Source organism: Cupriavidus phytohabitans (genome assembly GCF_017815025.1).
Classification (GTDB): Bacteria; Pseudomonadota; Gammaproteobacteria; order Burkholderiales; family Burkholderiaceae; genus Cupriavidus.
In genome coordinates this window covers 156,725-170,835 of sequence record NZ_JAGIQB010000005.1, presented here as the reverse complement: position 1 = coordinate 170,835, position 14,111 = coordinate 156,725, and the positions used below count along the sequence as shown (strand labels likewise).

Sequence of the window (14,111 nt, the reverse complement as noted above, 5' to 3'; positions counted from 1 at the left end):
GCGCACCTTGCCGAAGGCAGCAAGAAGGGCACCCGAGGGTGCCCTTTTTGCATGCGCGCGCAGAGACGCTACAACGCACAGGTGCGGAAGCCGACGAACGCCACGTCACCCTCCGGCAGCAGCGCCCCGCGTGCCCGCGCATGGCGCAGTCGCGACGGGCTGGCGAACGACACGCCGCGCACGGCCTGGTGCGTGCCGAAGCGGCCGACAAACTCGCCGTCCGACGGCGCCGCGGTGAAGCCCGCGTAGGGCTCGTACGGCGTCGCCGTCCACTCGCGCAACGCGCCCCACTGCAGCCCGCGGTTCTGCGTGGCCGCCAGCTCCCATTCCGATTCCGCCGGCAGGCGCCGCCCGGCCCAGACACACCAAGCCTGCGCTTCGAACAGCGTCACGTGGCGCACCGCCTCGTCGGGATTGAGTGTGCGCAGCGTGCCGAAGCGCTCCACCATCCATCGGCGCGAGTCCGGGTGGCGCGACCAGTAGCGCGGGGACGAGCGCTCCTGCGTCATCAGCCACTGGCGGCCCGACGCCGACCACCACGCGGGCCGCTCGTAGCCGCCGTCTTCGATGAATTCCAGGAACTGCGCGTTGCTGACCGGCGCGACATCCATCTCGAAGGCCGGCACGTAGGTTGGTTGCGGCGGCAGTTCGTCGGGCCAGGCGAAACCGTCCGCCTGGCTCCAGCCCAGCGTGAAGCGCCCACCCGGGAACTGCAGCGTGCCACCCTGCCCGGCCGGCCGGACAGGGCCGGGGGCGGGCGCCGATTCCGCGGGCGCCATGCCCAGCGCCTGCAGCAGCGCGGCCAGCCCCTCGCCCTGCGCATCTTCATGGAACAGCGCACGGCGGTACGGGTACAGGGTCGGGTCATTGTCGTCGGGCAGCAATGCCACCCGGCGCAGCAGGCCGTCGAGCACATCGGCGGCATAGCGCTTGACCACGGCCACGTCGGGCAGCGTGACTTCCCAGCGCTCGTCCGGGCCAATGCGGTCGGGATCGAACCATTCGTCGGCGCCGTCGAGCAGCGAAGGCTCGGACGCCACCGGCACCGGCACGCCGCCGCGGTCTACCTGGCGCACGCCGCGCAGGCACCACCACTCGGCATGCCAGGCGACATGGCCCAGCGTCCACAGCGGCGGATCGGCATCGTACTGGCGCGGCACATCCCAGGCGCGGCGGGTCTGGCCGAACGGTGCCAGCCATGCCAGCGTGCGGTTGCGCGTCTCGACCAGCGCCTGCGCCAGGCCTTCGCGCGGCAGCCGGCGCGGGTCGGACCAGGCCGCCTTGCCGCCGGTGAAATAGAGATCGGGAAGCATGGGAAAACCGCTCATCGGAAGGTCCGCGCAGGGAGATGGGGATGGGAAGGCAATGGCCGCACCGGCGTGCAGCCTGCAGCGCATGCCGGTGCGGCCATTATGACACCAGCCGCCGTCCCTGCCCGCAGGCGCCCCGGGCCGGGCCAACGGGGCTCAGCCGCGCGCGTGGAACACCGCGAACCAGCCGCGCGGATCGGTCCAGCAGACCGGGTCCTCAAACCCCGCGGCTTCGAGCAGCAGCGCGAAGTCGGCCGGCTTGTACTTGTACGAGTCCTCGGTATGGATGCGCTCCCCCGCGCCGAACTCGCGCGCGCCGCCTTCCCACTGCACGCGTACGTCGCGGCATGCCTCCAGGTGCATCTGGATGCGCGACGCCTCGCGGTCGAAGCTGGCCACGTGGCGCCAGTCCGCCAGCTCGAAGTCGGTGCCGACGATCCGGTTCACGTTGCGCAGCATGTTGCGGTTGAAAGCGGCCGTGACGCCCAGCGCATCATCGTAGGCCGACACCAGCGCGGACTCGTCCTTGTGCAGGTCGACGCCGATGAGCACGCCATCGCCGCGCCCGGCCGCGCCGCGCAGCCGCTGCAACAGCGCCAGCGCTTCCATCGGGGAGAAATTGCCGATGCTCGAGCCCGGGTAGAAAAACAGCCGCCTGCCGCGCCTGACGTTGGGCGGCAGGTCGAACGGCGCGCACAGGTCGGCGCCCAGCCCCAGCATCGGGATGCCAGGATGTTGCTGCTGCAGCGCTGACAGCGTCGTGCGCAGGAAATCGACCGAAATATCCAGTGCCACGTACTGTGCCGGACGCAGGCTGCCGAACAGGCGCGCGGCCTTCTCGCAATTGCCGGCGCCCAGGTCCACCAGCACGCAGCCGCTGCCGGCGCGTGCCGCGATGGCGGGGGCGGCGCTGGCAAAGATGGCCGCCTCGGTGCGCGTCGGATAGTACTCGGGCAAGTCGGTGATCGCCTCGAACAGGCGCGAGCCCAGCACGTCGTAGAAGAACTTGGGACTGATCGCCGCCGGCTCGGCGCACAGCCCGGCCAGAACCTGCCGGCGCAGGGCGCCGCTGTCCTCGCAATACTGCTGCACGAACTCGGGCTGGGGCGGTGGACGGTGCGCGTGGCCGTTGGCCAGTGCGACCAGCGCGGGCTGGGCGCCGGGCGCTGGCGACACGGCATGGCCGTTGTGGTGGTTGCGGGGAGTGGTCTGCGAGGTCTGCTGGGAAGAGGCGTTCGGCGGGTTCGGGACAGCCGGCATGACGTTTCCTTGTGTGGTCGCGAATGGTTACTGCTCACTGCGTATTCCCCAAGGCCGCGCTGTGCATGTCGTGCGCGCCGGTCTCCGCAACCCGCCCCCTGTGCTGTCCGGGGCGCATCGGGCGGAGCCGAGCTTCAAGGATAGGTGCATCCGGCGGATTGCGCAGCGTTGCATGCCCCGATGGGCACGATGCAGCACACGCCGCGACTTGAGTCGGTATCTCCCCCAATGGGCCACACCGGCAACAGTTCGTTTATAATGCCGCCCAGCGCGGCCTCAGCAGGCCCGCGACCCTCAAAGGGGAGTAGCTCCGGGGCCTGATGCCCTTAGCACAATCGTCATTCCGGGACCCGTGTCCCCGGTTGTGCTGACCACCGGTGCGCATACCGCGCCTGTGGTCGAGCAAGACCTTTGCAACCTGGACTTCATGGTTTGCAAAGGCGCCCCCATGCTCCGTGCTCCGCGAATCCAGGCGAACCAACGTTAAGCGTGCGCATCTGCGCTGTATTTACCCTGATTTGTACCTGAGGAGAGTTCATGGAGTGGTTTACCGATCTGTTCACGATGCAGTTCCTGACGGCCCTGCTGTCGATTGTCGTCATTGACCTGGTGCTGGCCGGCGACAATGCCATCGTGATCGCCCTGGCGGCGCGCAACCTGCCCCCGCACCTGCAAAAGAAGGCCATCATCTGGGGCACCATCGGTGCCGTCGTGGTGCGCTCGGCCATGACGATCGGCGTGGTCTGGCTGCTGAAGATCCCCGGGCTGCTGCTGGTCGGTGGCCTGGCGCTGGTGTGGATCGCCTACAAGCTGCTCTCCGACGAAAGCGGCGAAGAAGGGCACGGCTCAGGTGCCGCGACCCTGTTCGGCGCGATGAAGACCATCATCATCGCCGATGCGGTGATGGGCGTGGACAACGTGCTGGCCGTGGCCGGCGCCGCGCACGGCAGCTTCCTGCTGGTGGTGCTGGGCCTGCTGATCAGCATCCCCATCGTGGTGTGGGGTTCGAGCCTGGTGCTCAAGCTGATGGCGCGCTTCCCGGCCATCATCTACGTGGGTGCGGGCGTGCTGGCGTTCACGGCGGTGAAGATGATCGTGCACGAGCCGCTGGTCAAGGCGTTCTTCGAGGCCAACCCGGTGGTTAACTGGGGCCTGTACGTGCTGATCATCGGCGGCGTACTGGGTGCCGGCTACCTGGTCCAGAAGCGCCGCGATCAGCAGGAACCGGCTGGCAGCCACTAAGGCTCGCCGCGCCGGGGCAGCCGCCCCGGCCTGCTGAAGGAAGGGCCGCCCGGAAGGGTGGCCCTTCTTGCTTTAAAATGCCTGCTTTGCGGGTCCAGCGCCCGCGCCACATCCCCTGCCCCGCGCCGATGAAACAGTATCTCGACTTCATGCGCCATGTGTACGAGCATGGCACCGACAAGGCCGACCGCACCGGCACCGGCACGCGCTCGGTGTTCGGCTACCAGATGCGCTTCGACCTGCGCGAAGGCTTCCCGGTAGTGACCACCAAGAAGCTGCACCTGAAGTCCATCATCCTGGAGCTGCTGTGGTTCCTGCAGGGCTCGACCAACGTGCGCTGGCTGCAGGAAAACGGCGTCAGCATCTGGGACGAGTGGGCCGACGAGAACGGCGAGCTGGGCCCGGTGTACGGCTCGCAGTGGCGCTCGTGGCCGGCGCCGGACGGCCGCCATATCGACCAGATCACCGACCTGATGGCGCAGATCCGCGCCAACCCGGACTCGCGCCGGCTGATCGTGTCGGCCTGGAACGTGGCCGATATCCCCCGCATGAAGCTGCCGCCCTGCCACGCGTTCTTCCAGTTCTACGTGGCCGACGGCAAGCTGTCGTGCCAGCTGTACCAGCGCAGCGCCGACATTTTCCTGGGCGTGCCCTTCAATATCGCCAGCTATGCGCTGCTGACGCACATGATCGCGCAGCAGGCCGGGCTGGAAGTGGGCGACTTCATCTGGACCGGCGGCGACTGCCACATCTACAACAACCACTTCGAGCAGGTGCAGACCCAGCTGGCGCGCGAGCCGCTGCCGCTGCCGCGGCTGAACATCCTGCGCAAGCCCGACAGCATCTTCGACTACCGCTACGAAGACTTCGAACTGGACGGCTACCAGTCGCATGCCGCCATCAAGGCACCGGTGGCCGTATGACGATCCTGACCCTGGTTGTCGCCAAGGCCCGCAACGGCACCATCGGCCGCGACAACACGCTGCCGTGGCGCCTGCCGGAAGACCTGGCGCATTTCAAGCGCACCACCATGGGCGCGCCCGTGATCATGGGCCGCAAGACCTGGGACTCGATCGGCCGCCCGCTGCCGGGCCGGCGCAATATCGTGGTCAGCCGCAACCCGGACCTGCGCATCGAAGGCGCCGAGGTGGCAACGTCGCTGGAAGACGCGCAGCGCCTGTGCGTGGGCGTCGACCAGATCTTCCTGATCGGCGGCGCGCAGCTGTATGCCGAGGCGATGCCTTGCGCCGACCGGCTGGTCGTGACCGAGATCGATGCCGACGTGGAAGGCGACGCCTTCTTCCCGCCGATCGACCGCACGCAATGGCTGGAAACCGCGCGCGAGACGCATCATTCCGAGGCCAACGGCTTCGACTATGCGTTCGTCACGTACGATCGGCCAGCTTCGGAAGAGTCCTGAGCCGCTGCCGGCGTCATTGACAAATCCCGCCGCATCGCCCAAAGTCTGGCCCATGGACCGCCGTCACTTCCCCGTCGCGCGAATTATTCGCACCATTCTCCGAATGGTGGGTTAGCGCGCGTCCAGAACCAGTTTCCGCAAACACCCGCCCTGCAGGCGGGTGTTTTGTTTTCCGGCTCCAGGGCAATCGACAACGAACCCCGGAGCCGCACCATGCACACCACCGCCGAAGCCGCCGCTGACGACGCCGCCGACGCCACCACATCCGCCGCGTCCGACCATCACGCCTACCTGAAGCGCATCCTGACCGCGCGCGTCTATGATGTGGCGCGCGAGACCGAGCTGGACTTTGCCAGGCACCTGTCCGCCCGGCTGCACAACCAGGTCTACCTTAAGCGCGAAGACACCCAGCCGGTGTTCTCGTTCAAGCTGCGCGGCGCCTACAACAAGATGGCGCACCTGAGTCCCGAGGCGCTGCGGCGCGGCGTCATCACCGCCTCGGCGGGCAATCATGCGCAAGGCGTGGCGCTGTCCGCGGCGCGGCTCGGCGTGCGCGCGCTGATCGTGGTGCCGACCACGGCGCCGCAGGTCAAGGTCGACGCGGCGCGCGCGCACGGCGGGCCCACCGTCGAGGTGGTGCAGGCCGGCGGCTCCTATACCGATGCCTACCGCCACGCGATGCAGTTGCAGGCCGAGCAGGGACTGACCTTTATCCCGGCATTCGACGACCCCGACGTCATCGCCGGCCAGGGCACGGTGGCGGCGGAAATCCTCAACGCGCACCGCGGCCCGATCCACGCCATCTTCGTGCCGATCGGCGGCGGCAGCCTCGCCGCTGGCGTGGCCACCTACGTCAAGGCGGTGCGGCCGGAGATCAAAGTCATCGGCGTGCAGACGGAGGACTCGTGCGCGATGGCGCAATCGGTGCGCGCGGGACGGCGCGTCGAGCTGGAGGAAGTGGGACTGTTCTCGGACGGCACCGCGGTCAAGCTGGTCGGCGAAGAGACCTTCCGGCTGTGCCGCCGCTACCTGGACGAGATCATCACCGTCGACACCGACGCGCTGTGCGCGGCGATCAAGGATGTGTTCGAGGACACCCGCAGCGTGCTGGAGCCCGCCGGCGCGCTGGCGGTGGCCGCGGCCAAGCAGTACGCGGCGCGCGCAGGCCTGCGCGGCCAGACGCTGGTGGCAGTGACCTCCGGCGCCAATATCAACTTCGAGCGCATGCGTTTCGTTGCCGACCGCGCCGAACTGGGCAACGCGCGCGAAGCCATGTTCGGCGTGACGCTGCCCGAGGCCTGCGGCGCGTTCCGCCGCCTGTGCGCCCGGGTGGGGGACCGGCAGATCAGCGAGTTCACTTACCGGATTGCCGATGCCCAGACCGCGCACGTCTTTGTCGGCATGCAGCTGCGCGCGGCCGGCGAGGCGACGGAGATCCTCGACACGCTGCACGCCGACGGCTTCCCGGCGCTCGACCTGACCGCCGACGAGGTGGCCAAGGGGCACGTCCGCCATATGATCGGCGGGCGCTCGCCGCTGGCGCGCGGCGAACGCTTGTTCCGCTTTGAATTCCCCGAGAAGCCAGGGGCATTGATGGACTTCCTGTCGGCGCTGGCGCCGGACTGGAACATCAGCCTGTTCCACTACCGCAACCAGGGCGGCGATACGGGATCGGTGCTGGCCGGCATCCAGGTCACCGACGGCCAGGTACACGCATTCCGCGAGCGGCTGGCCACGCTGGGCTATCCCTGGCAGGAAGTCAGCGACAACCAGGCGTACCGCATGTTCCTCGCGTAGACGCTGGTAAACGAAAGCGAGCCGCCCGAAGGCGGCTCGCAGTTCCGTCAGTCGCTGGTCAGTTGCCGGCGATGGTCATCTGCTCGATCAGGATCGAGCCGGTTTCCTTGGTGCCGCGGATCAGCGAATCGGCGCCGATCGCGACGATCTGCCGGAACATCTCGGCCATATTGCCGGCAATGGTGATTTCCTCCACCGGGTACTGGATCACGCCGTTCTCGACCCAGTAGCCCGACGCACCGCGCGAATAATCGCCGGTCACGTAGTTGACGCCCTGCCCCATCAGCTCCGTCACCAGCAGGCCGGTGCCGAGCTTGCGCAGCATCGCCGGGAAGTCATCGCCGGGCTCGGTCAGGTTGCTGTGCAGCGTCAGGTTATGCGAGCCGCCCGCGTTGCCGGTGGTCTTCATGCCGAGCTTGCGCGCCGAATAGGTAGACAGGAAGTAACCCTGCACCACGCCGTCGCGGACCACGTCGCGCTCGTGAGTGCGCACGCCTTCTTCGTCGAACGGGGCGCTGCCCATGGCGCCCGGGGTGTGCGGCTGCTCGTGGATCTGCACGTGGGGCGCGAACACGGCCTTGCCCAGCGTATCGCACAGGAAGGTGGACTTGCGATATAACGCGCCGCCCGACACCGCCTGCACGAAGGCGCCCAGCAGGCCGGCGGCCAGCGGCGCCTCGAACAGCACCGGGCAGCGGCGCGTGGACAGCTTGCGCGCCTGCAGCCGCGCCAGCGCGCGCTCGGCGGCGTAGCGGCCGATGTCCTCCGGGTTGGCCAGTGCCAGCGGCGAGCGCTTGGACGAGTACCAGTCATCGCGCTGCATGCCGCCGCCGCTGCCGGCGATCGGCGCGCACGAGATGAAATGGCGCGAATACGGATAGCCGCCCGAGAAACCGCGCGTGGTCGCCAGCACGAACTGCGAGTGCTGCGCCGACACGCTGGCGCCGTCGCTGTTGCGGATGCGCGGCGACACCGCGAAGGCGGCGGCCTCGGCGCGGGTGGCGATGTCGATGGCGGCCTCGGCATCGATGGTCCAGGGATGGAACAGGTCCAGGTCCTGCGGCGAGCGCTCCAGCAGTTCTTCCTCGGCCAGGCCCGCGCATTCGTCTTCCGCGGTGAAGCGGGCGATGTTGTAGGCCGCCTCGGCGGTAGCGCGCAGCGCCGCCGGCGAGAAGTCCGAGGTGCTGGCGTTGCCGCGGCGCTTGCCGATCATCACCGTGACGCCGACCACCTTGTCGCGGTTCTGCTCGATCGTTTCCACCTGCCCCTTGCGCACCGATACGGACAGCCCGCTGCCTTCGGAGATCTCCGTGGCGGCGTCCGTCGCGCCCAGCTCGCGTGCCACACGCAGCACATCGGCGGCCATCTCGCTGAGCTGGGCCTGGGTGTAGGTGAAATGCGCGGTCTGTTCTGCGATCTGGTCCATGTGGGATCCGTGCCTCGGGGTCATCAAAAGTCCAAGCGGGAATCATAGCAAGATAAAATGCCGGTCATGACGCGAAATTCCCGTAATTCCCAAGGCTCACGCTTCCCTGGCGCGTTTTCGCCGGAGCCCGAAGACGACGAACCGAAAAGCAAGTCGCAGCGCAAGCGCGACATGACCGCCCTGCAGGACCTTGGCGCGGAGCTCGAGGCCCTGCCCAAGGACCGGCTGGCGCGCGTGCCCATGCCCGAAACGCTGGCCGACGCCATCCATGAGGCGCGCCGCACCACCAGCCATGAGGGCAAGCGCCGCCAGATGCAGTTCGTGGGCAAGGTCATGCGCGGCCTCGACGACGACGAAGTCGAGGCGGTCCGCGCCGCGCTGGAAGGCTTCAAGGGCACCAGCAAGGCCGAGACCGCGCGCATGCACCTGATCGAGCGCTGGCGCGAACTGCTGCTTGCCGACGACGCGGCGTTGACGCGGTTCCTCGGCGAACACCCGGTCGCCGATGTCCAGTCGCTGCGCAACATCATCCGCAACGCACGCAAGGAAAAGGAGCAGGCCAGGCCGCCGCGCTACTTCCGCGAACTGTTCCAGGCCATCAAGGCAGCGCTCGACGCCAAGGACGGCGCTGCCTCCAGCGACGCAGCCCCTTCCCCGGAGCCCGAGGCATGACCCAGACGACGCAGTCCACGCAGCCGGTATCCCGCAATCATCCCGACGAACTCGTCGTCGGCTTTGTCTCGGTCTCGGACCGCGCCTCGGCCGGCACCTATCAGGATGAAGGCATCCCGGCGCTGCGCGAGTGGTTCGGCCGCACGATGACCTCGCCATGGCAGGCGGTGGAGCGGCTGATCCCCGACGAGCAGGCACAGATCTCGCGCACGCTGATCGATCTGGTGGACGTGGCCGGCTGCGACCTGGTGCTGACTACCGGCGGCACCGGCCCGGCGCGGCGCGATGTCACGCCGGAGGCCACGCTGGCGGTGGCCACCAAGGAAATGCCGGGCTTCGGCGAGCAGATGCGGCAAGTAAGCCTGCACTTCGTGCCGACCGCGATCCTGTCGCGGCAGGTGGCGGTGATCCGCGAGACCGCCAGCCGCGCCGCGCTGATCATCAACCTGCCCGGCCAGCCGCGCGCCATCCGCGAGACGCTGGAAGGCCTGCGCGATGCCGACGGCAAGCCGGTGGTGCAAGGCATCTTTGCCGCGGTGCCATATTGCATCGACCTGATCGGCGGGCCTTACATGGAAACCGACGAGGCCGTGGTCAAGGCCTGGCGCCCGAAGAACGCGGTGCGCGCCAAGCCTGCTGAGTAAGTCACAGAAACCTCTCCGCCGGCACCTGCCGGCGGCAGCCGCCCCCTGCGCCTCATCGCAATCCCAGGTACAACCCCACCGGCACGAACACCACCGCGGCAATGTTGCCGAGCAGCACGATCGACGCGACCTGGTCGGGCTCCTGCCGGAAATGATCGGCAATCAGGAAGTTCAGCACCGCCGGCGGCAGCGCTGCGAACACGAACAGCAGCCCGCGCTGCAGTTCCGTCAGCGGCACCCACTGCGCCAGCAGCAGCGCCACCGCGATGCCGGTCAGCGGGCACGCGACCGCGCCCACCAGGCCCATGCCCCAGTTGCGCAGGCTCACGTCCTTCATGCGCACGCCCAGCGCGAACAGCATCAGCGGCACGGTGGCATCGCCCAGCAGCTTGACCGACTGGTAGACCGGGTCCGGCAACGTGAACCAGGGCCGCGCCAGCGACAGCCCGACGCCGGCCACCGTGGCCAGCACCATCGGGTTGCGCGCTATCTGCGCCATCGACGCATGCCGGTTGACGATCTTCAGGCCGAGGGTGAAGTGCATCAGGTTCGACGCCGCGAACAGCGCCACCGCCGGTGCCAGCCCGGCGTGGCCGAAGGCAAAGACCGACAGCGGCAAACCCATGTTGCCGCAGTTGTTGAACATCATCGGCGGCACGAAGGTGCGGGGATCGACCTTGAGCAGCCGCGCCACCGCCCACGCCAGCACGCCCGAACCCAGCACCACCGCCACCGCGCAGACCAGCAGCACCAGCTGGTCGGCCAGCACGAATTCCTTGCTGACAAAGGCCGACACCACCAGCAGCGGCGCGATCACGTCGAGCGTGGCGCGGTTGATGCCGGCCATGTCCGGATGGGCCTTGCGCCCGTACAGCCACCCGACCAGGATGATCAGGATGACCGGCGTGATGATGGATACGATGCGCTCGAACATGGCAGGCTCGACGGGAGGTGCCCGGGAGGGCAGCGCGCGCCCCGTCGGTGGTGGTTGGTTATTGTTGTCGTCGCAGGCCGGGAACCCGGCTTATTGCGCCGGGGTGTCGGCAGCAGGAGTGTCGGCAGGCGGAGTGGCCGCCGGCGCGCCCGGCGGCGTGTGACGGATAAAGTGCGTGCGGTAGTAGCGCAGCTCTTCCACCGATTCCAGGATGTCGGCCAGCGCCGTGTGCAGCTGGCGCTTGACGAAACCCTTGTGGATGACCGGCTCCCAGCGCTTGCACAGTTCCTTGAGCGTGGACACGTCCAGGTTGCGGTAGTGGAAGAACGCCTCGAGCTTGGGCATGTAGCGCGCCATGAAGCGGCGGTCCTGGCAGATCGAGTTGCCGCACATCGGCGACTTGCCGGCCGGCACCCAGCGCTTGAGGAAGGCCAGCAGCTCGGCCTCGGCCTGCTCCTCGGTCAGCGTGGACGCCTTGACCTTGTCGATCAGGCCGGAGCGGCCGTGGGTGCCCTTGTTCCAGTTGTCCATGCCGTCGAGCACGGCATCGCTCTGGTGGATCACCAGCACCGGCCCCTCGGCCAGGATGTTCAGTTCGGAGTCGGTAATGACGATCGCGATCTCGATGATGCGGTCGGTATCCGGCTGCAGGCCGGTCATTTCCATGTCCAGCCAGATCAGGTTGTTCTCACTCTTGACGGATTTGGCGGTGGCGTGGGTGGTCATCGGGACTGCTGAGAAAAGGATTTGGGGAAGCGGCCGCGGCGGAGGCGGACACGAACAACTTATAATTCTCGCATATCCGTCCCAAGGCTCTTGCCGATGTTCACGATTGTCTTCCTCGCCGCGCTGGTGCTGATGGTGCTGACCAAGCTCTGGCTGGCCGCGCGCCAGGTGCGCCATGTGGCACAGCACCGGAATGCGGTGCCGGCGCGTTTTGCCGACACCATCTCGCTCGCCTCGCACCAGAAGGCGGCCGACTACACCATCGCCCGCACCCGGCTGTCGATGCTTGAAGTGCTGGCCGGCGCGGCGGTGCTGATCGGCTTCACCATGCTGGGCGGGCTGCAGTGGCTCAACCAGGCCTGGCTGGAAACCTTCGGCCCGGGCTATGCGTATGGCGTGGCGCTGGTCGCCAGCGTGGCGGTGATCGGGGGGCTGGTCGACCTGCCCTTCTCGCTCTATGGCCAGTTCGGCATCGAGGAGCGCTTCGGCTTCAACAAGATGACCTTCCGCCTGTGGCTGGCCGACATGGTCAAGATGCTGCTGGTCGCGAGCGTGCTGGGCCTGCCGCTGCTGCTGGCGGTACTGTGGCTGATGGAGCGCGCCGGCTCGCTGTGGTGGCTATGGACGTGGCTGGTGTGGATGGGCTTCAACCTGTTCCTGCTGGTGGTGTTCCCGACCTTTATCGCGCCGCTGTTCAACAAGTTCGAGCCGCTGACCGACGAATCGCTGCGCCAGCGCATCGAGGCCCTGATGCAGCGCTGCGGCTTTGCCAGCAAGGGCCTGTTCGTGATGGACGGCAGCAAGCGCAGCGCGCACGGCAACGCCTACTTCACCGGCTTCGGCGCGGCCAAGCGCATCGTCTTCTTCGACACGCTGCTGGCGCGCCTGTCGGGCGACGAGATCGAGGCGGTGCTGGCGCACGAACTCGGCCACTTCAAGCGCCGCCACGTGGCCAAGCGCATCGCGGTCACCTTTGCACTGAGCCTCGTGTTCCTCGCGCTGCTGGGCTGGCTGGCGACGCGCACGTGGTTCTACACCGGCCTCGGCGTGGCGCCCAACCTGGGCGTGTCCAACCATGCGCTGGCACTGGTGCTGTTCTTCCTGACGCTGCCGGTGTTCACCTTCCTGCTCGGCCCGCTGTCGAGCCAGTCGTCGCGCCGCCATGAATTCGAGGCCGACGCCTTCGCCGCCGACCAGACCAACGCCGGCCACCTGGTGTCGGCACTGGTGAAGCTGTACAAGGACAACGCTTCGACCCTCACGCCCGATCCGCTCTACAGCGCCTTCTACTACTCGCATCCGCCCGCCGCGCAGCGGATCGACCGGTTGCTGGCGCACGCATGAGCCGCACCTCCCGACACCGCGGCGCCGGCAGCGCCAATGCCGGCACGAATGCAGGCAAAAGCGCCGAGCCCGCACTGATCATCGCCGCGCACGGCCGCCACTACGTCGTCGAGCTGGCCGACGGCACGCGCATGCATGCCTTCCCGCGCGGCAAGAAGAGCGACAGCGCCGTGGGCGACCATGTCAGCGTCGAGCTCGCCGCGGCCGACCAGTGCGTGATCACCAGGGTGCAGGCGCGCAAGAACCTGCTGCATCGCTCGGACCAGTTCAAGTCCAAGCTGCTGGCGGCCAATATCGACCAGGTCATCATCGTGCTGGCGACCGAGCCGGGCTTCTCCGAAGACCTGCTTGGGCGCGCGCTGGTATCGGCCGAGGCACTGGAGATCCGGCCGCTGATCGTGCTCAACAAGACCGACCTGCCGGAACGCCTGGAGGAGGCGCGGCGGCGCCTGGCGCTGTACCGCGAGCTTGGCTACGACACGCTGGAACTGTCGGTGCGCGCCGATCCCGACCAGGCGCTGGGGGCGCTGCAGCCGCGGCTGGCCGGGCTGTCCAGCATCCTGATCGGCCAGTCTGGCATGGGCAAGTCGTCGCTGCTCAACCTGCTGATCCCGGGCGTCGACGCGCAGACGCGCGAGATCTCGGCCAAGCTCGATTCCGGCAAGCACACCACCACCTTCACGCGGCTGTACCACCTGCCGGCGGACTGGGGCACGGTCGACGGACGCCAGGGTGCGCTGATCGACTCGCCCGGCTTCCAGGAATTCGGCCTGTACCACCTCAGCGAAGGCATGCTGGAACGCGCCTTCCCGGAGTTCCGGCCGCGGCTGACGGAGTGCCGCTTCTACAACTGCCACCACACCAACGAACCAGGCTGCGGCGTGCTGGCGGCGGTGGCCTCCGGCGCGATCGCCGAGCGCCGCCACCAGCTCTACGCGCAGCTGCTGCACGAGTCCAGCCAGCAGAAGCCGTGGTAAGGTAAGCGCACCTGGGTAACCGGTGAGCTGCCATGAAACTGCTGCTGTACGCCACCTCGCTGGTCCACGCCGCCCATTGCAAGAACGTCCTGCAGGCTGCCGGCATCCGGGCGGAACTGCGCAACACCTGGCTGGGCGGGGCCACCGGCGAGATCCCGTTCCGGGAAAGCGCGCCGCAGGTCTGGCTGGTCGATGACGAGACGGAGGCGCAGGCGTGGGCGGCGCTCAATGCCGCGGCGAACCCGGTGCCGGGGCCAAGCTGGCAATGCCGCCACTGCCACGAATGGCATGAGGCACAATTTGGCGCCTGCTGGCGCTGCGGTGCGGCACGCGACTAGCGCCGGCGGCCGCTTTCACCT

Annotated in this window: 14 protein-coding genes; 9 read left to right on the top strand and 5 right to left on the bottom strand. The window is 68.0% G+C overall.

Annotation, left to right across the window (positions count from 1 at the left end; all coding sequences use genetic code 11):
• Positions 1-68: 68 nt before the first annotated feature.
• Together J8I34_RS05420 and egtD are read right to left on the bottom strand one after the other, a co-directional pair.
• Complete coding sequence (locus J8I34_RS05420) at positions 69-1,328, bottom strand: SUMF1/EgtB/PvdO family nonheme iron enzyme (protein ID WP_209805520.1); 1,260 nt, start codon at positions 1,326-1,328, stop codon at positions 69-71.
• A 138-nt stretch (positions 1,329-1,466) separates the two neighbouring features.
• Positions 1,467-2,570, bottom strand: coding sequence for an L-histidine N(alpha)-methyltransferase (gene egtD, locus J8I34_RS05415; RefSeq protein ID WP_209774157.1), 1,104 nt, complete (start codon positions 2,568-2,570; stop codon positions 1,467-1,469).
• A gap of 537 nt (positions 2,571-3,107) precedes the next feature.
• Here egtD and J8I34_RS05410 point away from each other — a divergent pair.
• The 4 genes from J8I34_RS05410 to ilvA all read left to right on the top strand — a co-directional run bounded on the left by J8I34_RS05410 (position 3,108) and on the right by ilvA (position 7,029).
• A complete protein-coding gene (locus J8I34_RS05410) occupies positions 3,108-3,812 on the top strand; it encodes a TerC family protein (RefSeq protein WP_029045574.1) in 705 nt (234 codons plus the stop codon).
• Positions 3,813-3,940: 128 nt separating this feature from the next.
• A complete protein-coding gene (locus tag J8I34_RS05405) occupies positions 3,941-4,735 on the top strand; it encodes a thymidylate synthase (protein ID WP_209805519.1) in 795 nt (264 codons plus the stop codon).
• A complete protein-coding gene (locus tag J8I34_RS05400) occupies positions 4,732-5,232 on the top strand; it encodes a dihydrofolate reductase (RefSeq protein WP_029045572.1) in 501 nt (166 codons plus the stop codon). Before J8I34_RS05405 ends, J8I34_RS05400 begins: the two co-directional genes overlap by 4 nt.
• A 213-nt stretch (positions 5,233-5,445) precedes the next feature.
• The gene (ilvA, locus tag J8I34_RS05395) at positions 5,446-7,029 is read left to right on the top strand and encodes a threonine ammonia-lyase, biosynthetic (RefSeq protein ID WP_209805518.1); all 1,584 of its coding nucleotides are present in this window, start codon (positions 5,446-5,448) and stop codon (positions 7,027-7,029) included.
• A 58-nt stretch (positions 7,030-7,087) separates the two neighbouring features.
• Here ilvA and pmbA read toward each other — a convergent pair whose 3' ends face one another.
• The gene (gene pmbA / locus J8I34_RS05390) at positions 7,088-8,455 is read right to left on the bottom strand and encodes a metalloprotease PmbA (protein WP_029045570.1); all 1,368 of its coding nucleotides are present in this window, start codon (positions 8,453-8,455) and stop codon (positions 7,088-7,090) included.
• Between the two features lie 57 nt (positions 8,456-8,512).
• On the opposite strand from pmbA, the gene yjgA reads away from it, so the two are divergent.
• Both yjgA and mog read left to right on the top strand, forming a co-directional pair.
• Positions 8,513-9,127 (top strand): ribosome biogenesis factor YjgA, encoded by a 615-nt coding sequence (gene yjgA / locus J8I34_RS05385; RefSeq protein WP_029045569.1) that lies wholly within the window; start codon positions 8,513-8,515, stop codon positions 9,125-9,127.
• A complete protein-coding gene (gene mog / locus J8I34_RS05380) occupies positions 9,124-9,771 on the top strand; it encodes a molybdopterin adenylyltransferase (RefSeq protein WP_051320352.1) in 648 nt (215 codons plus the stop codon). The genes yjgA and mog overlap by 4 nt, the downstream gene beginning before the upstream one ends.
• 52 nt (positions 9,772-9,823) lie before the next feature.
• Here mog and J8I34_RS05375 read toward each other — a convergent pair whose 3' ends face one another.
• Positions 9,824-10,705 carry an AEC family transporter gene (locus J8I34_RS05375; protein WP_209805517.1) on the bottom strand — a complete coding sequence of 294 codons (882 nt, stop codon included), beginning with the start codon at positions 10,703-10,705 and terminating at the stop codon, positions 9,824-9,826.
• A 90-nt stretch (positions 10,706-10,795) separates the two neighbouring features.
• A complete protein-coding gene (gene orn, locus J8I34_RS05370) occupies positions 10,796-11,431 on the bottom strand; it encodes an oligoribonuclease (RefSeq protein ID WP_029045567.1) in 636 nt (211 codons plus the stop codon).
• A 96-nt stretch (positions 11,432-11,527) separates the two neighbouring features.
• Here orn and J8I34_RS05365 point away from each other — a divergent pair, with 96 nt between their 5' ends.
• Genes J8I34_RS05365 through J8I34_RS05355 form a run of 3 tightly spaced genes read left to right on the top strand, consistent with a single transcriptional unit; the run spans position 11,528 to position 14,090 of the window.
• Positions 11,528-12,775, top strand: a complete 1,248-nt coding sequence (locus J8I34_RS05365) for a M48 family metallopeptidase (protein WP_029045566.1) — start codon at positions 11,528-11,530, stop codon at positions 12,773-12,775.
• A complete protein-coding gene (gene rsgA / locus J8I34_RS05360) occupies positions 12,772-13,752 on the top strand; it encodes a ribosome small subunit-dependent GTPase A (RefSeq protein ID WP_029045565.1) in 981 nt (326 codons plus the stop codon). Before J8I34_RS05365 ends, rsgA begins: the two co-directional genes overlap by 4 nt.
• A 32-nt stretch (positions 13,753-13,784) precedes the next feature.
• Positions 13,785-14,090 (top strand): putative signal transducing protein, encoded by a 306-nt coding sequence (locus J8I34_RS05355; protein WP_029045564.1) that lies wholly within the window; start codon positions 13,785-13,787, stop codon positions 14,088-14,090.
• Positions 14,091-14,111: the final 21 nt, after the last annotated feature.